The 17,072-nt window shown below is 56.7% G+C and carries 14 protein-coding genes and 1 riboswitch; of the genes, 8 read left to right on the top strand and 6 right to left on the bottom strand.

The features are described 5' to 3' along the window. Positions 1-3 precede the first annotated feature (3 nt). A complete protein-coding gene (locus ACFPDR_RS01885; protein ID WP_137430624.1) occupies positions 4-2,025 on the bottom strand; it encodes a TonB-dependent receptor domain-containing protein in 2,022 nt (673 codons plus the stop codon). Between the two features lie 83 nt (positions 2,026-2,108). Between ACFPDR_RS01885 and ACFPDR_RS01880 the strand changes: the two genes are divergently transcribed. From ACFPDR_RS01880 to ACFPDR_RS01870, 3 genes are all read left to right on the top strand, one after another. Then, a complete protein-coding gene (locus tag ACFPDR_RS01880) occupies positions 2,109-2,789 on the top strand; it encodes a response regulator transcription factor (RefSeq protein WP_376910350.1) in 681 nt (226 codons plus the stop codon). Continuing rightward, entirely contained in the window at positions 2,786-4,126 is a 1,341-nt protein-coding gene (locus tag ACFPDR_RS01875) for a HAMP domain-containing sensor histidine kinase (RefSeq protein ID WP_376910348.1), read from the top strand. Before ACFPDR_RS01880 ends, ACFPDR_RS01875 begins: the two co-directional genes overlap by 4 nt. A gap of 33 nt (positions 4,127-4,159) precedes the next feature. Further along, a riboswitch (FMN riboswitch) is annotated at positions 4,160-4,302 on the top strand. Between the two features lie 97 nt (positions 4,303-4,399). After that, positions 4,400-4,891: a 6,7-dimethyl-8-ribityllumazine synthase gene (locus ACFPDR_RS01870; protein WP_376910345.1), complete on the top strand. Its 492-nt coding sequence runs from the start codon at positions 4,400-4,402 to the stop codon at positions 4,889-4,891. A 113-nt stretch (positions 4,892-5,004) separates the two neighbouring features. On the opposite strand, the gene ACFPDR_RS01865 is transcribed toward ACFPDR_RS01870, so the two are convergent. Genes ACFPDR_RS01865 through rsmB form a run of 4 tightly spaced genes read right to left on the bottom strand, consistent with a single transcriptional unit; the run spans position 5,005 to position 9,995 of the window. Continuing rightward, positions 5,005-5,700 (bottom strand): response regulator, encoded by a 696-nt coding sequence (locus ACFPDR_RS01865; protein ID WP_060185356.1) that lies wholly within the window; start codon positions 5,698-5,700, stop codon positions 5,005-5,007. Positions 5,701-5,721: 21 nt separating this feature from the next. Beyond that, on the bottom strand, positions 5,722-8,058 hold the full coding sequence (locus tag ACFPDR_RS01860; RefSeq protein WP_376911056.1) for a sensor histidine kinase: 2,337 nt from the start codon (positions 8,056-8,058) through the stop codon (positions 5,722-5,724). Further along, positions 8,058-8,642 (bottom strand): DUF4390 domain-containing protein, encoded by a 585-nt coding sequence (locus ACFPDR_RS01855; RefSeq protein WP_026483737.1) that lies wholly within the window; start codon positions 8,640-8,642, stop codon positions 8,058-8,060. The genes ACFPDR_RS01860 and ACFPDR_RS01855 overlap by 1 nt, the downstream gene beginning before the upstream one ends. Before the next feature lie 48 nt (positions 8,643-8,690). Continuing rightward, positions 8,691-9,995, bottom strand: coding sequence for a 16S rRNA (cytosine(967)-C(5))-methyltransferase RsmB (rsmB, locus tag ACFPDR_RS01850; RefSeq protein WP_063691673.1), 1,305 nt, complete (start codon positions 9,993-9,995; stop codon positions 8,691-8,693). 204 nt (positions 9,996-10,199) lie between these two features. Here rsmB and rimO point away from each other — a divergent pair, with 204 nt between their 5' ends. From rimO to ACFPDR_RS01825, 5 genes are all read left to right on the top strand, one after another. Next, positions 10,200-11,519 (top strand): 30S ribosomal protein S12 methylthiotransferase RimO, encoded by a 1,320-nt coding sequence (rimO, locus tag ACFPDR_RS01845; RefSeq protein WP_316988285.1) that lies wholly within the window; start codon positions 10,200-10,202, stop codon positions 11,517-11,519. 65 nt (positions 11,520-11,584) lie between these two features. Next, positions 11,585-13,258, top strand: coding sequence for a sulfatase-like hydrolase/transferase (locus tag ACFPDR_RS01840; protein WP_371478203.1), 1,674 nt, complete (start codon positions 11,585-11,587; stop codon positions 13,256-13,258). 15 nt (positions 13,259-13,273) lie between these two features. Next, entirely contained in the window at positions 13,274-13,798 is a 525-nt protein-coding gene (locus ACFPDR_RS01835; protein WP_115634458.1) for a gamma carbonic anhydrase family protein, read from the top strand. Positions 13,799-14,038: 240 nt separating this feature from the next. Next, entirely contained in the window at positions 14,039-14,800 is a 762-nt protein-coding gene (locus ACFPDR_RS01830) for an aspartate/glutamate racemase family protein (protein ID WP_009458584.1), read from the top strand. A 301-nt stretch (positions 14,801-15,101) separates the two neighbouring features. Continuing rightward, the gene (locus ACFPDR_RS01825; RefSeq protein WP_009458583.1) at positions 15,102-15,989 is read left to right on the top strand and encodes a LysR substrate-binding domain-containing protein; all 888 of its coding nucleotides are present in this window, start codon (positions 15,102-15,104) and stop codon (positions 15,987-15,989) included. Between the two features lie 120 nt (positions 15,990-16,109). On the opposite strand, the gene hpaI is transcribed toward ACFPDR_RS01825, so the two are convergent. Further along, a complete protein-coding gene (gene hpaI, locus ACFPDR_RS01820) occupies positions 16,110-16,916 on the bottom strand; it encodes a 4-hydroxy-2-oxoheptanedioate aldolase (RefSeq protein WP_376910340.1) in 807 nt (268 codons plus the stop codon). Positions 16,917-17,072: the final 156 nt, after the last annotated feature.

The following is a 17,072-nucleotide window of genomic DNA, read 5'->3' as shown; positions in this document are numbered from 1 at the left end:
CATTTAGAAGCGGTATTCGGCCTGCAACCAGAAGCGGCGGCCATCTTCCGCATAGGAATAGGCTCCGCTGGTACCCGAGTCGCGACGACGATCGGTCAGGTTATAGACGGCCGCGCTCAAGCTCAGATCTTTTCTGGCACGCCAGCTGGCTCCCAGATCCACCGTAGCAATCGTCCCCATGCTTTCGCTGACAGCACCGCCCTGTCCCCAGGAAATATTGGTTTCCCGACCACGCACGTTCAAGGTCGAGAAGGCTGACACGGCTTCATTCGGCGTCCAGTCCACGGTCAGGCTGCCCATATTGCGTGGGGTCGCCACCAAGGGCTGTCCTTCAGACTGCGGGTAGCCAAAGCCCAGGATAGTGGCGCTACCATTACGCACCTTGGAGTCCGTAAAGGTATAGCTGCCGCGCACTTTCCATTGCTCGTTAAAGCGATAGGCCAAGCCCAGTTCCAGACCTTGAACCCGTGCTTCAGTGATATTGAAGTAGGTGCTATACATGCTGTTGGTATACGGGTCCGGTGGCACAGGACGGCCATCGGGGTAGTACAGCTGACGCGAGCCGGTATTGGCGATCTTGTTCTTGTAGCGGGTGTGGAACAAAGTAGCGTTGGCGCTCAACGGTCCGCCATCGTCAAAGTACAAGCCCAGTTCTACGTTGGTGCTGACCTCAGGTTCCAGATCCGGATTGCCCCAGGTATAAGCACCGCCACGCTGCGGCAAACCGATTTGCGGATTGCTTTGCATGATGGTCGGGGACTTGAAACCCTTGGCGATCCCGCCTTTCAGCGTCCAGGCATCCGTCGCACTCCAGACACCGTACAAACGGGGAGTCCAGTGACGGCCATAGAACTCGTTGTCGTCCATACGCACGCCGCCGGTCAGGGCGAAGGATGGGCTCAGGCTCCATTCATCTTCCAGGAACAGGGAGTATTCACGCACGGAAGTATCCACACCTGCGCCATTCGGATTGGCGTAGTAGCCATCGGCCTTCAACTCGCTTTTGCGCCACTGAAAACCACCCACCAGCATGTGATCGGCTAAAGGCAGGGTGAGCTTGCCATCAATCACGGTATTGCGAAGATCAGGGCGGGCGCTTTGAGTGGGGCCATCGCGATAGGCTTGTTCACGGTTCAGGCTTAGCTCCGTATCAAAGCGGCCCCAACGCCCCGTATGGGCCAGCGTATAGCTGTCGCGCACGTACTCGTTTTCATTGGCCTTGCCCGTCAAAGCCAATGACTTGCCGGGGGTGGTCCAGAAATGCTGGGTCGTGCGGCCAGCTTCAAACATGAACTCATGATTGTTATTGGGGGTTGCCCACAAACGCACCGTACCGTTTTGACGTTTGGCACGCGCAAAGCCATTCAACACCTGATCTTCCTGACGTTGCTTGTGGTAGCCCCAGAACTGCAAGCCCAAGCGCCCCGGCACGATGGGGCCAGACAAGTACAAATCAGCCGAGCCGCTATTTCCAGCCGAACCACTGTCCTGCAAGGTATAGCCACCGGTCAAGGAGCCGTGCCATTTGTCGGCCACTTTGCGCGTCACAATATTGATGACCCCGCCCAAAGCCTCAGAGCCGTACAAGGTCGACATGGGGCCACGCACCACTTCGATACGCTCAATGGCTTCCAGCGGGGGAATCCAGTTCATATCCAGAGCCTCAGACACCCCACCCTTCATAGTGATCTGACGCATGTCCTGGCGGCGACCATCAATCAAGACCAGCACATGCTCGGACTCCATGCCGCGAATCGAGATAGCCCCTTTGTCGCCACCTAAAATGCTGACGCCCGGCACCTGGCGCAAGGCATCGGCCAAAGACTCAAAGCGTTTCCCCTCCAGCTCCTCGCGCGGAATCACGGTGATAGAGGCTGGTGCGCTCACCACTTCCTGAGCGAATCCCGAGGCGGTCACCGAGATTGCACTTAACTGCTCAACTTCATTGCGTTCCTGAGCCCAGGCGGACATGCACGCCAAGGATAAGGCGGCCAAGGGCCAACGCAGGCCCGTTCTCATTTTCATCAGAATTCTTCCATTATTTATAATACGAACCAAACTCATTTCTATTTGCTACTATCATGAGCCCGGTTTCTGACCGTAGTCTGATGAAAACTATTCTGATTATTGAAGACCACCGGCCTTTGTTGAGCCTGTTGGCAAGCCATCTGCAAGGGCAGGGATATGCAATTCGCACCGCTACGACGGGGCGGATTGGTCTTGCCCTGCTGCAAGAACATAGCTTTGATGCCCTGATTCTGGATCTGGGATTACCCGATATGGACGGCATGGAAGTTCTGGCGCAGCTGCATCGCCCAGATCGCAGCCAGCGCCTGCCCTGCCTGATCTTGAGTGCGCGCGATGCCGTCCACAATCGCATACAAGGGCTGCGTGGCGGTGCGGACGACTATCTGCTCAAACCCTTTGATCTGCTTGAGCTGGAGGCCCGCCTTGGCGCAATCCTGCGGCGGGCTGCGCCCCATCGTTACCAGCAACTGGTGATCGCGAATCTACGATTCGAGCCTGAAGTGCGACAAGCCTGGGTCAATGACCAAGCCTTGATGTTGCCACGGCGGGAAAGCCTGCTCTTGCTGGAGCTGATGCAGGCCAGCCCCCGTTTGCTGGTCAAGGATTATTTGCTGGAGCAGCTCTATCAAAACCAGACCGACATCAGTCTGAATGCCATCGAAGCGTTGATCTCCAAACTACGCCGCAAGCTGCGCGAGCAAAATGCCCTGGTTTGCATCGACACGGTGCGCGGTGTGGGCTACCGCTTGCGCGCTCTGTGAGCAGGCGCGCCTTCAGTCTGCGCGGGCGATTACTGATCAGCCTGCTGCTGATGCTGGCCTTGGGCTTTTGCGCTCTGGCCCTGTCCTTGTTCGATACCCGCGACGAGCTGCGCCGCATCAGCCTGTTTTTGCAGGCCGAGGAAATTGCCCGCGACTTTAAACCCTCGGAATCACTGGATAGCTTGCCGCGTCAGTACGCCGGTGGGGAAATGTCCTATTCGCTGTACAGCGCCGAGGGTGAGCTGCTCCAGGCCTCATCCAATCTGGCAAGTCCACGACGCCTGCGCCCTGCTCAGCCCGAAGACGAGCTGGCCTTGTTCAGGCTGAAGCATCGCAGTGGCTATGTAGTTTCGGTTTCGGTCACGCTGCCCAGTGGCGAAATCCTGATGGTGGCCAAACGAGACCAGCGCGAAAGAGAGCTGATCGGAGCCTTGCTGCAAACCCGCATGTGGCGCTCACTGCTTTTGTGGCTGCCGGTGTGTGCATTGGGTCTGTTGTTGATCGCCTGGCTGATTCATTGGACCTTGCGCCCGGTACGACAAGCGGCAAATCTGGCTGCGACGCTGGGCCCTGCTCAACCCGAGCTGCGCTTGCCGGTCACTGAACTGCCCAAAGAAATTCGCCCCTTGGCACAGGCCGTCAATCAAAGTCTGGACCGCCTGATGCAGGCCTATCACCATGAACAACAACTGGTCGCAGATGCCGCGCACCAACTGCGCACCCCATTAGCTGTGATGTCCTTGCGTCTGCAAACGGCTGAACACCACAGCGAGCAGGACTGGGATTTGCTGCGCGAGGATATTACCCACTTGCAGCGTCTGGTCAGCCAATGGCTCAGCCTGGCCCGCAAGCAGGAGCAGGCTACGGAGCTAACAGACCACACAGCCCTGGCACCGTTGTGCCGCCGTGTGATGGGAGACTTATGGCCGCTTTTCGAGCAGGCCAATCGAGAGATCCAATTTCACGATGATAGTTCGCTCGATACGGTTCAAGCCTGTGAGGCCGATCTGTCCGAAGCCATTGTCAACGCACTGGACAATGCCCTAACACATGGCAAAGGCACGGTCAGCTTGCATTTGCATAACCCACAGCCAGACCAATGCGCGATCGATATCAGCGATCAAGGTGCAGCCTTGGATGCGCAAACAGCTCATCTGGCCTTTGAGCGCTTTCACAAGCAAGACAGCGCCAGCAAAGGAGCAGGCCTGGGGCTGACGATTGTGCGCCAGATTATGCTGCGCCACGGTGGCCAGGCCCTGTTCCTGCCCGGCGCACCCTGCACTCTGAGGCTCTTGCTGCCACTAGCAGCTCCCGCCTCTGACAAAAAAACGGTTTAGCGGTAAACTCGTCCGGTTGGCCTCCCCGGCCAACTACGTTCTCAGGGCGGGGTGCAAGTCCCCACCGGCGGTAATGGCACTAGCCTAGCCCGCGAGCGCCTGGCCTTGTGTCAGGGACAGCAGACCCGGTGTGATTCCGGGGCCGACGGTATAGTCCGGATAAAGAGAGAACGGGATACCCTCATAACCTGTACAGGAGTCATCCTGCTATGGGCTTGAGCTATCCTGCTTCCTGCATGCCCTGTTTTTGTTGTCATAAAACAGGAAATCAACATGAACAGTATTACCCCAGCCAATCTTCTGGCTCCCCGTATCGCCTTTATTCAAGCTTGCTGGCACAAGGACATTGTGGATCAGGCCCGACTGGGTTTTATCGACGAAATCAAAGCCATGGGCCACGACAGCAGCCTGATCGACTTCTTTGAAGTGGGCGGCGCCTTTGAAATCCCACTGCATGCTCAACGTCTGGCCCAATCGGGTCAATATGCCGCTGTTGTGGCTGCCGGTCTGGTGGTTGATGGCGGTATTTATCGCCACGACTTTGTGGCTACCGCAGTGATTCAAGGCTTGATGCAAGTCCAGCTCAGCACCAACGTGCCGGTGTTTTCAGTCGTGCTGACTCCTCACCATTTCCATGATGGCAAAGAGCACCACGATTACTTCCACCGTCACTTTGTAATCAAGGGCCAGGAAGCGGCCCGTACATGCCTGGATACCGTGAGCAAGTTGCAAGCACTGCCTGCGGCATCCGTCGCCGCTCTCTAAACGGCAAGGCGGCCTGAAAAGGCCGCCTCAATCCCAACCCCCCCAGGCTGCTTTTACCCGCAGCGCCAGAGCTGGCCAGAAGCTTGCTGGCCATGCATTTGGTAACTACTGTATCAAGACTGGTTACGCTTGCGCGACGAGTCTATACCCAGCTGTTTAAGCTTGCGGTACAAGTGGGTGCGTTCCAGACCAGTACGCTCCGACACACGCGTCATGCTGTGATTTTCGCGGCGCAGATGATACTCAAAATAAATGCGCTCGAACTCGTCACGGGCTTCACGCAATGGCAGATCCAACGAGATGCTGCCTAGCTGGGACTCATCCTGCTCGACTTCAGGGACGGCCATGGCAGGTGCCATACCGGGAGCCATTGTGGCGGTTTCAGGGCGGCGATCACCACCTTGAACCACCGGGCGGGCAGCGGCTGCCAGCGCCTTGGGTGCAACGGTACGCTCCAGACCCGAGGCGACGGTCTTTAGCAGGCGCTGCATGGTGATGGGTTTTTCCAGGAAGTCCACCGCACCAATACGGGTTGCTTCCACCGCGGTATCCACCGTGGCGTGACCACTCATCATGACCACTGGCATATCCAGCAAGCCTTGAGAAGCCCACTCCTTGAGCAGGCTGACACCGTCAGTGTCTGGCATCCAGATATCCAGCAAGACCAGATCGGGGCGGCCCCGCAAGCGTGCCTCGCGAGCCTGGGCGGCATTCTCTGCCAATTGCACGGTGTGCCCTTCGTCGTAAAGAATTTCCGACAAAAGTTCCCGAATGCCGATTTCGTCATCAACTACCAGAATTCTGGCCATAAAACGTCACCTACGTGATTTTTACGCATTATCGTTTGCTCGCCGCCCAGAGTCCAGACGAATATGCTGGCCAGCAAGCCGGGTAAAGAGGATGGAAATGCGAGCCCCCCCCTCACGACGATTGGAAACATCGATTCTGCCGCCGTGCTCCTCGATGATTTTCTTAACTATAGCAAGTCCCAGACCCGTGCCGGTGGGCTTGGTGGTTACGTAAGGTTCAAAAACGCGCACCAGCATCTGGGGATCAAAACCTGGCCCGTTATCTGACACCACAAAACTGACCGCATCAGAAGAGCCGGAACCTTCTACGCCCGCAATCATGGTTTTAACAAATACATGCGCCTGGTCAAGTGATTGATCCTGGGCAGCCGCTTCACGAGCATTGGCCAGCAGATTATGGATAACCTGCCGCAGCTGCGTGGGGTCGCCTTGAACCATGGGCAAATCAGGGTCCAGCTCCACATCAATTGCCACACTATAACCATCGTCCCGGACCATGCCTTCTTCCGGGTCCCAACCATATAAAGTCAGCACTTCGGTAATCAGCTCGTTCAGATTCAGAGCTTGCATCTGAGTCGCCGGTTTACGAGCATACTCTCGGAAATCTTCCACCATCTTCTTGAGCGAACTGACCTGATTGACGATGGTATTGGTATAGCGCAGCAACATGGCAGCATGGACTTCATCCAGCTGCGACTCCAGTTTCATGGCCAGTCGTTCGGCCGACAACTGAATAGGCGTTAACGGGTTCTTGATCTCGTGTGCCAGGCGTCGAGCCACCTCGCTCCAGGCCACCAGACGGCTGGCGGAAATCACGTCGGTAATATCGTCAAACACCACCAGATACCCGGTTGGCTGACCATCTACACGCAGCAAGGTACCACGGGCCAAAACGGTGACGATAGTATCACGCGCTTCATTACCTTCTTGCATTTCCAATTCAAACTGCTGCTGCCAATAAGGATGATCCGAGCCCATGGCCTGATGCGTGGAAAAGGCTTCACGTATCACCGAGGCAAAGGTCATGGCCCCTTCCAGCGTTTCCAGCGGACGCCCCTTAATGGAGCGCAAGTCCACCTGCAAAATACGCTGCGCCCCCTGGTTGAACATGGTGACGCGGAACATCTCGTCAAACGCCAGTACACCACTGGACAGATTACTGAGCACGGACTCCAGGTACATATTGGAGCGTTCCAGCTGCAGACGATTTTTCTCGACCATGCGGCGCGCTTCATCCAGCTGCCGAGTCATGGCATTGAAAGAGCGGGTCAACTGGCCTACTTCATCTTTGGCAGGTGGCTCAGGCAAAGCCCGGTAATCCCCCACCCCTACCGCCTGCGTACCGGCAGCCAATGTCAGCAAAGGACGCGTCAGGCGGCGCGACAAGGCCAAGGCAGCCGCCACAGCCGTAAACACCGCCAGAATCAAGGCCAGCGTCAACGTTATGCCGTAGAGCTTGCGCAAGCCCTGACGAGATAAAGCCAGCTCCTGATAATCCCGGAAACCTTGCTGCACCTGGTTGGCATTGCGTGCAATCTTGTCCGGCACAGGCTGAATGACCTGCAGCCAGCGCGAGTCTGCCGTGCCACTCAAGGTTGCCGCAAAGCGATTGGGATCGGCCAATGGTAGAACCGTGCGCAGACGCAAACCTGTGGACTCTGCGGGAACCCCGCCTTCGTCCAGGCCGTTATCGTGAACAGGCGCATCATCATCCACCTCGGCAGCCGAATAGCGGCCTGCAATACGCAGCTGATTCATCACGCTGGAGGGCGGCATATCAGGCAGCAGCGTGTCGTAACGGCCCGAGGAAAAGGCAATCAGACGACCATTGCCCGAAAACACCATTGCCTCCGTCACCCCGCTGTTCTCACGCAAGGAGATCAGCAAGCTGCTGTACTGCGCGCTATCCGCCTTGTTCAGTGCCGACACCATTTCATTGGCACGACCTTCCAGCTCATTGAGCTGCGAATCCAGGGCGGCACGGCCCAGGCTCAAGCCCGACTCCAGGGCCGTATCCACCCGCACGTTGAACCAGGACTCGATCGAGCGCGACATGAACTGAACCGAGAGCAGGTAGATCAGCGCCCCCGGAATAATGCCGATCAAGGTGAAGTAAAAGGCAAAGCGCGCCGTCATGCGGGCACCAAACTGACGCCGGCGTATTTGTCTGAACAGACGAATCGTCAGCAACAGCACCCAGGAAATCAGCGTGGCGGCCAGTACACCGTTGAGCACCAGCAGCAAGTCATACTGCTGCGCATAGCGCGAAGCGTTACCCGTAGACCAGACAAGAAGAGAAAACAGCGCCAACGCGCTGACACCCGCTCCGAACAGAGCGGTGCGCAAGATCCAACGTATCAAGGTTGGGGCTCGTCGACGGAGACGGAAAAGGAAAAGGTTTTCCATGGAGTAGCCAATGTCCAGGCAGAACTATTGATGGCGTCCACTTGAAACGGACGGGCCAGCAAAGAGGTATCCAGGCGCAAACGCACACGACCCTGGTATTCCTGGTCGCGGTCCAGATCAGCCACATAGGCCACGGCCCAGCCGCGAATATGCCGCAGCATGGCCAATGCATCGTTCATGGAGGATTCGGGCAGAGAAAGGTCCCCGGTGCCCACGCGCCACTGACGGGTCAGGGCGTTATACACGACCCGCCAAGTTTGTTGTTCTTTGACAACGTTTTTGTCAAACCAGTACCAGCGGGGTTTGGCCAATTCCACTTCAACCGTGAAATACAGTGGTACCCCTTTCTCGGCAGCAGTGCGCAATTCCGGACTTAACTCGAACTCGACATCCGCGTCGATATACAGTTTTTCGTCCCGAATATGGGGCTCGACCTTGACGACCCGCTCTCCCGACGTAGCGACCGGCACAATGGTATTGGCCGAGCTTAGCGCGCAGTTGAAAATCAGCAGAAAAGACAGAAAAACGCGCCACATCGTGATTAACCGCAAAAAGGACAAAGTCAGAGCCCTAATTGTGACAAGTCAAACCGGGCGCGTAAATAAGGCGTAGAAAAAACCGTCGCCATCTGCCAGCGATCGTCCCGCAACGCCGGGCAAAATCTGGCCAGGAGAGTCCAAAAGCTGCGCCTCGGGATGACGGGCCAAAAATGCCTCGACCTGTTGCTCCCCTTCAGCCGGGAAAATCGAGCAGGTCGAATACAGGAAATGCCCGCCGGGCTGCAATGTGGACCACAAGGCATCCAGTATAGAGCTTTGCAAACGTGCGGTATCGGCAATGTCCGACTCGCGGCGCAACCAGCGAATATCGGGGTGACGACGCACAATACCCGAAGCGGTACAAGGCACATCAGCCAGGATGGCATCAAAGGGCTGACCATCCCACCACTGGGCAGGACGAGCCGCATCGCCCCGTTTCAATTGAACCTTGTCGCTGGCCAGGCCCAGACGACGCAGGTTATGACCTACGCGCTCCAGACGCTCGCCGTCCGAGTCCAGGGCCAACAAGGAAACATCCGCCTGCTCCAGCAAATGAGCGGTCTTGCCACCCGGGGCCGCGCACGCATCCAGCACGCGCATGCCATCCTTGACCGGCAAAAGCAGACCGGCTTGCTGAGCCGACCAGTCCTGCACCGACCACCAGCCCAGATCAAACCCAGGAATCGCCTGAACCGGCATGGCCTTGTCCAAGGTAACGGCACCCGTGCCGGGGCTGCTGGACGCAATACCGGCTTCCGTCAGCACCGCCTGCAAGCGCTCCACCGAGCAACGACGCTGATTCACGCGCAAGGTCAAAGGACCGGGACGATTGGCCGCTTGCAACAGCGCTTCCCAATCACGCGGGTAAGCACGGCGCAACTCCTTGACCCACCAGCCAGGATGATTCCAGCGTGCTTCAGGACGGCTCTCCACCTGAGACAGGATCATCTTGCGCTCGCGCGTAAAGCGACGCAGCACCCCGTTCACCAGCCCCTTGGACAGACGCAGCGCAGCCTGGCTATCAGCCGCACGCACAGCCTGATCCACCACCGTATGCACGGCATAGACCGGCACATCCGGGCGGTCCTCAAAAGCCTTGGCATCCTCTTGCACACGCATGGCTGTATCCAGCAAGGCCAGCGACACCATCAGCAAGGCATCCAGCCAGGTATTGCTGGGCTGGCGCGGCACCAGCGTGATACGAATCTGACGGGCATGGCCCAGACGGCGCAAAACATGGAAGCTGACAGACTGCACCGCCGCACGGGCTGGCGCTGGCGTTGCAGCCAGGCTTTCAGTCAGGGACTTGCCTGCCAGTACGCCTTCAATATTGCGCGCACTCAGCAACATGACTTCAGACAGGGGCAAAGAGGGGGAAAGATGGGCGTCGGACACAGAACAACCGCTAGAAAAGAAAAATATGACTGCGACTGTAGCACTATTTGCCGCATAAACCGGGCTCAAACGCACAAGATACGCACGCATCCGGGCATGGGACGGTAAAATCAAGCCTATTTCCCAATTTCGAGCCCTCAAGCTCCAGAAGGACCCTCTATGAGCGCCCCCAAAGTCGGATTCGTGAGCCTGGGTTGTCCCAAGGCCCTGGTCGATTCCGAACGAATTCTTACCCAGCTGCGTACCGACGGCTATCAGATCACCCCCAGCTACGACAATGCGGATGTGGTGGTGGTCAATACCTGTGGCTTTATCGACAGCGCCAAGGCTGAATCGCTGGAAGCGATCGGCGAGGCACTGGCTGAGAACGGCCGCGTCATTGTCACCGGTTGTATGGGTGTGGACGAAGGATTGATTCGCGACGTACACCCCTCGGTGCTGTCCGTCAGCGGCCCCCAGCAATACGAGCAGGTACTGCGCGCCGTGCGTGAAGCCGCCCCACCCTCGCTGGACCACAATCCCTATATTGATCTGGTACCGCCACAAGGCATCAAGCTGACCCCGCGTCACTACGCCTACCTGAAGATTTCCGAAGGCTGTAACCACAGCTGCAGCTTCTGTATTATCCCGTCCATGCGCGGCAAGCTCGTCAGCCGTCCTGTCGGTGATGTACTGGGCGAAGCCGAGCGTCTGGTCAAGGCAGGTGTCAAAGAGCTGCTGGTGATCTCGCAGGACACCAGCGCCTACGGCGTGGACATCCGCCAGCGTACCGGCTTCTGGAATGGTCGCCCCGTCAAGAGCAGCATGCTGGATCTGAGCGCCGCCCTGTCCGAACTGGGGGCCTGGGTGCGCCTGCATTACGTCTACCCCTACCCGCATGTGGACAACATCATTCCCCTGATGGCCGAGGGCAAAGTGCTGCCGTACCTGGATATCCCCTTCCAGCACGCCAGTCCTTCCGTGCTGCGCGCCATGAAGCGCCCTGCGTTTGAAGACCGCACCCTGTCTCGCATCAAGCAATGGCGTCAGGACTGCCCGGATCTGACCATCCGCTCCACCTTCATCGTGGGCTTCCCCGGTGAAACCGAGGAAGACTTCCAATACCTGCTGGACTGGATGACCGAGGCCCAACTGGATCGCGTCGGCTGTTTCCAGTACTCCCCCGTGGAAGGCGCCCCTGCCAACAAGCTCGACGGCATCGTCCCTGACGAAGTCAAGCAAGAGCGCTGGGAACGCTTCATGGAACATCAGCAAGCCATCTCCACCGCTCGCCTGGCTGCCAAAGTGGGCCGCGAAATGGACGTGCTGATTGATGAGATCGACGAAGACGGCGATGCCGTTGGCCGCTCCAGCGCCGACGCTCCCGAAATTGACGGCAACGTCTTCATCACCAGCGAACAAAAACTGGAACCCGGTCAAATGGTGCGCGTGCGTATTACGGATTCCAGTGAATATGACTTGTTTGGAGAAACAAGCTAAGCTCGAACGTCCCTACGTTCATTTGACAATAGCCCGGCCCTCGAGCCGGGCTATTCGCTTACGACATGATAAGAACACGACTCATTGATCTTGTTGTTGTTATCGCGCTGGGGTGCTTCCAGCACTATCTTTTGCAGGACCATCTGGATTTTCTCTTTCTGGATGAGGCAGGCCAATATCGATGGCTTGCGCTGGCCCTCTCCATGGCCCCACTATTTGCGCTCTACTTTCTGCTGCGGGTAGTTCTACCCTGTACGGTCGCAGGGGCCCTGACGGCAGGGGTCTCCTTATTGCTGACAGAAGTCAGTAACACCAAGCAGGCGCTGACGACCGAACCGCTTAGTTGGACAGATATCACTCGCACTGACAATCTGTCAGTTGTGCCGCACTACATAAGCCAGTCCCACATAATCTATGCATTACTAGTCATTGCCGGGCTTGTGCTACTGCTGCGGCTTGATCGAACAGCACGCTTAAAAAAGACAGGGATTGTGCTGGCCACCCTTTTCTCTGTGCTGTCCCTGCACCCCTACTTGAATCGCATAGATACACCGTTAAGCCACCTAGCGCAGTTTGCATTAACACGCCAAGACATCAACTATGTCGTGTGGGACTGGCCCAGGAATATTAGAAAAAATGGCCTGCTTACCCATTTAGTTCAAACAAGCCAACGCCGCATGCCCCCGAAGCCCTCGACCGAAGAACGGGCGCAATTTGATATTTTGAAAGAATCCAGTGCTGGCACATCAGCTCCCCCCTCAAACATCATTGTGATTCTCTGTGAGGCATGCTGGCATGATGAGCAGCACTTCAAAGAGGCCTTCACCCCCTTGGAAACAATAGGCTTTCAAGCCTTTCGCGCCATTGCTCCCGTGTATGGAGGCGGGACTGTCAACTCAGCATTTGAACTCCTTACCGGACTGCCCGCCAATGGTGCTTTAAATGGCATCATTTACCAGGAATATACAGAGCTGCTCTCTTCGCAGGCCTGGAGCTGGCCCCGTAGCCTTGAGCAAGCAGGTTACGCCAGCGTTTCACTGCACAATCACAATGCGGCCTTCTGGAACCGGCACATTGTTAATCCCAAACTTGGGTTCCGACGGTTTGTCGCCCTGGAAGACATGGATTACAACGGCCCGATCTGGGCCAATGATGGAATTCTTTTCAAGGCCGCCAGCCAAGAGCAGCAAAACAGTGACCGGCCAAACTTTCAGTTCATCACAACCGTTTATACACATGGGGCCTATTACCCACGTGATGGCGACCATGGCGAGCAGCACTATCAAGAGAAACTGACTCAAAGCCTGCGTGATGCGGCTGATTTTGCCGAGCGACTTCTTGCCGACCATCCGGACTCCCTTATTATGCTTGTTGGAGACCACAAGCCAGCCTTGACCCGTTTTTTCCACCAAGAAAATGTCTTTCCAGATGATTTCTTCATACGAACGGGGGAAATGAACGACGACTATATGTTCGCTCCCTCCGCCCCAAAAGAAATACTGGGTGACGTACCGGGCTATATTTACTATCGTGGTCAGGATCTGACAGCCCATTTGAACCATCAGCCCTTTTTCTGCCTTGGCCAGATCATTAATGACGCCTCCGCAGGTGCTGTCTTGCCAGCGTTCCAATACGCCAGGCATTATGATCTTTGCTCTTCCACCCCAAAGCTCACCTATACCCAGCGCAGTGAATCCTATCCAGGCTGGCTATATTCCGCCTCCCTCTTCGACTTCTGATTTTTGTACATTGTTATGCCTATCTATCAACTAGACGAACACAGCCCACAAATCCATGACAGCAGCTTTGTTGCCGCAGAGGCCACCCTGATTGGCAAGGTCGTATTGAAAGAGCACAGCAGTGTCTGGCCCGGTGCCGTTATCCGTGGTGACAACGAAACCATTACCGTAGGCGTAGGCTCGAACGTACAAGAAGGTGCCGTACTGCACACCGACCCCGGCTATCCCCTGAATATTGGCGACCACGTCACCATCGGCCACCAGGCCATGCTGCACGGCTGTACCATCGGTGAAGGCTCATTGATCGGCATTCAGGCTGTGGTGCTGAACGGTGCTGTCATCGGCCGCGATAGCCTAGTTGGTGCTGGCGCATTGGTCACTGAAGGCAAAGTGTTCCCGGAGCGCAGCCTGATCATCGGATCGCCCGCCAAAGCCGTACGTACCCTGAGCGATGAGGACATTGCCAAGCTACGTCAAAACGCCAGTGTTTACGCCCAACGCGGTGGCCACTACAAAACGGCCTTGAAACGCATAGGCTAAGAAAAACAGGCGTACACCGGGTTCCTCTTTGTCACACACCATGCAGTCAGCTGTCGCTTAAAAAGCCTCCGGAAAATATGCGAGGCCACTCAACGCTGGCAATCCGGACTGTCCTGATCCCTGCCACTCCTGCCATCGCCGTTGGCGATGGCACGTTGACAGATGATTGATTTGCAAGGAAGAAAACGGGTCCTAGAATGAAGGCGTCAATCTAAAAACCACCTTCAGAGACAGATCCCTATGAAAACCTACCGCATCGGTCAGATCGTTCCCAGCTCCAACACCACCATGGAAACCGAGATTCCTGCCATGTTGCAGGCTCGTTACGCCGAGTTTCCTGAAGAGCGCTTCACCTTCCACTCCTCGCGCATGCGCATGATGCACGTAAACCCCGAAGAGCTGAAAGCCATGGACATCGCCAGCGATCGCTGCGCTGTTGAGCTGAGCGACGCCCGCATGAGCGTGATGGCCTACGCTTGCCTGGTTGCCATCATGGCCCAAGGCGACGGCTACCACCGCGTGTCGCAAGAGCGTTTGCAAAACACTGTAAAAGACAACGGCGTGGAAATTCCTGTGCTGAGCTCGGCCGGTGCCCTGGTCGATACGCTGAAAGAATTCGGCTACAAGAAAGTCTCCATCATCACCCCTTACATGAAGCCGCTGACCAAGCGCGTGGCTGACTACATCGAAGCTGAAGGCATCGAAGTTCAAGACTCCATCAGCCTGGAAGTGTCGGACAACCTGGAAGTGGGCCTGTTGAATCCAGAGAACCTGCTGGAGCACGTCAAGCGCCTGAACCACGACGGCGTGGACGCAGTTATTCTGTCCGCTTGCGTGCAGATGCCTTCCCTGCCTGCTATCCAGCGCGCCCAAGACCAGATCGGCAAGCCCGTTCTGTCCGCCGCTGTTTGCACCGTGTACCAAATGCTCAAGACCCTGGGTCTGGAAACCCGCGTTCCTAACGCTGGCCACATCCTGTCTGGCGCCAAGCCACAAGCCTGATCCAACAGGCTTAGCGGTACAAAGCCCTGCCGACATACTGTCGGCGGGGCTTTTTTTTATGCTTAGACATCCTCAATGCGTACCGTAAAAACCGCAGTTGTAGCGACTCATAAACAAACGCCAAGCCATGGCCGGTCGTTCGCCCTCGATACAGGCTGATAACACCCTCTGCTACTACATCCGTATGGAGATATGGCGTAGACACGACGCGAAATAGCCATAGAGCTTAGAGCGATGACTCTCTCCGCTGCCACCGTCAGCCCAGATGCAGATAATCAAAAAAAAGCGATATGATGCCTGCATGAAACTGGACCTTCTAACCCTCAAACTGTTTGTCCGCATCCTGGAAGAAGGCACGATCAGCCAAGCGGCAGAGCGTGAGCATATTGCTGCCGCCGCGGTCAGCCGCCGGATTGCGGATCTGGAACAGTCTCTGAACACCACCCTGCTGCTGCGTACGAACAAAGGTGTCAGCCCAACTGCGGCGGGCCTGGAGCTGCTGTACCGCTCACGTGCCTTGCTCAACAGTGCGCAAGAGATCGAGACACGCCTTCAAGCGTTTTCGCAAGGCCAGCAAGGGCTGGTACATATCCTGGCCAATACATCGGCTATCTCCCAGTTTCTGGCCGAGCCTCTGGGCGAATTTGGACGTCTGCACCCCGCGATTCCCCTGCAACTGGAAGAACAAACCAGCCTGGACATTATTCGGGCTCTGGCAGAGGGCAAAGCCGACCTGGGTGTCTTTACCCGCCTGCCTTACGCAGCCGATATCGAAGCTTACCCATTTCGCAGTGACAAGCTGGTCGTGCTGGTGCCTATCAATCACCCCTTGGCTCAGCATGACAAAGTCCGTTTCGAGCAAACGCTGGAGCATGAGCAGATCACGCTGCTGACCGGCACGCAGCTGCATTACCAGATCACCAAAATCGCCATGGAAGCCAACCGCTCGGTGCGTATCCGCACCGAGGTTTCTGGCTACGACGCCATGTGTTTGCTGATTAATGCAGGCATGGGTATAGGCATCTTGCCACGCAAGAGCGCCAGCATTTATCAGATCCCCAATACCCGTGTGATTGAGCTGGACGAAGAATGGAGCCAGCGAGAAATTCTGATCGGTGTGCGCCGCCGCAGTGACCTGCAACCGAGCGCAGAAAGCTTGCTGAGCTTCCTGCTCGAGAGCGGCGCTTAAGAAAGCCGACCTTAGCCGGTGCTACGGCCAAGGTCATATCGTCTAATAAGCAGGCCCGGCCTTTACAACATAACTGAGGCGGAGCAGCTATCCGCAAGACGTCTGGCGATCTAACAAGCTTTAGTAAGCGGCGCCGGGCTGAGCAACGAGCACATCAACCTCGTCCTTGAATTGACCCAACAAAGCCGTTGCCGCCTGCCGCAACAAAACCGCGTCCACGCCTACGGCCACAAACAAGGCCCCCAAGGACAAATAGTGATGCGCTGCCTCGACATTGGCCTGCAAGATTCCGGGAGCCTTACCCGCCTTGCTGATACGCACGATCGCGTCCTCAATCGCTGACAAAACGTCTGGATGCCCGGGTTCGGTCAAATACCCCATACTGGCCGCCAAATCCGCCGGGCCGATGAAAATACCGTCCACGCCCTCCACCGCCAGAATCTCGTCCAGGTTCTCCAGCGCCTCACGCGTTTCCACCTGACAAATCACGCACATTTCCTGATTGGCTCGCGCCACATAGTCCGTGGTCGCCCCCCAGCGAGCAGCACGCGCCAAGGCTGCCCCCACCCCTCGAATGCCATGCGGAGGATACCGTGTCGCGGCAACAGCCGCTTTGGCCTGCTCCGCGTTTTGCACCATGGGAATTAAAAGGTTCTGAGCCCCCATATCCAGCAGCAGCTTGATCTGCACAGGGTCATTCCAGCTGGGACGCACAATCGGCGCAATAGGATGGGCCGATACGGCCTGCAACTGCGCCAACAAAGTCTGTACCGTATTGGGAACATGCTCGCCATCCAGCAAGATCCAGTCATAGCCCAGGCCTGCACAGAGGTCCGCCACATACGGGCTGGCCAAGCCATGCCACAAACCAATCTGGGACTTGCCCTGCCGCAAAGCCTGCTTGAATGCATTTACCGGGTGCTTCATGTCCTCTCCTTGTCATGTGCTTAGGCGTCAAACAAGTAGTGTAAAGCGCACAAGGTAGAAGTGAGCACAGGGCCTGATTGTTTTGTCTCTGAGCATACCCATGCAGAACCAGCAAACAAGAGTAGGCAACAGAAACGGCCCACTCCATGGGCCGTT

The sequence above is a fragment of the Alcaligenes sp. GCM10023179 genome, from assembly GCF_042653705.1.
Classification (GTDB): Bacteria; Pseudomonadota; Gammaproteobacteria; order Burkholderiales; family Burkholderiaceae_B; genus Alcaligenes; species Alcaligenes phenolicus.
This window is presented reverse-complemented; position numbering and strand designations above follow the sequence as displayed.

What these genes read in the sequence shown, in the direction of transcription:
- rsmB (WP_063691673.1), bottom strand. Translation starts at nt 9,995, where the DNA reads ATGTTGCTGAGTGCGCGCAATATTGAAGGCGTACTGGCAGGCAAGTCC.
- hpaI (WP_376910340.1), bottom strand. Translation starts at nt 16,916, where the DNA reads ATGAAGCACCCGGTAAATGCATTCAAGCAGGCTTTGCGGCAGGGCAAG.
- ACFPDR_RS01865 (WP_060185356.1), bottom strand. Translation starts at nt 5,700, where the DNA reads ATGGCCAGAATTCTGGTAGTTGATGACGAAATCGGCATTCGGGAACTT.
- ACFPDR_RS01870 (WP_376910345.1), top strand. Translation starts at nt 4,400, where the DNA reads ATGAACAGTATTACCCCAGCCAATCTTCTGGCTCCCCGTATCGCCTTT.
- ACFPDR_RS01840 (WP_371478203.1), top strand. Translation starts at nt 11,585, where the DNA reads ATGATAAGAACACGACTCATTGATCTTGTTGTTGTTATCGCGCTGGGG.
- ACFPDR_RS01855 (WP_026483737.1), bottom strand. Translation starts at nt 8,642, where the DNA reads ATGTGGCGCGTTTTTCTGTCTTTTCTGCTGATTTTCAACTGCGCGCTA.
- ACFPDR_RS01830 (WP_009458584.1), top strand. Translation starts at nt 14,039, where the DNA reads ATGAAAACCTACCGCATCGGTCAGATCGTTCCCAGCTCCAACACCACC.
- ACFPDR_RS01825 (WP_009458583.1), top strand. Translation starts at nt 15,102, where the DNA reads ATGAAACTGGACCTTCTAACCCTCAAACTGTTTGTCCGCATCCTGGAA.
- ACFPDR_RS01880 (WP_376910350.1), top strand. Translation starts at nt 2,109, where the DNA reads ATGAAAACTATTCTGATTATTGAAGACCACCGGCCTTTGTTGAGCCTG.
- ACFPDR_RS01835 (WP_115634458.1), top strand. Translation starts at nt 13,274, where the DNA reads ATGCCTATCTATCAACTAGACGAACACAGCCCACAAATCCATGACAGC.
- ACFPDR_RS01885 (WP_137430624.1), bottom strand. Translation starts at nt 2,025, where the DNA reads ATGAAAATGAGAACGGGCCTGCGTTGGCCCTTGGCCGCCTTATCCTTG.
- rimO (WP_316988285.1), top strand. Translation starts at nt 10,200, where the DNA reads ATGAGCGCCCCCAAAGTCGGATTCGTGAGCCTGGGTTGTCCCAAGGCC.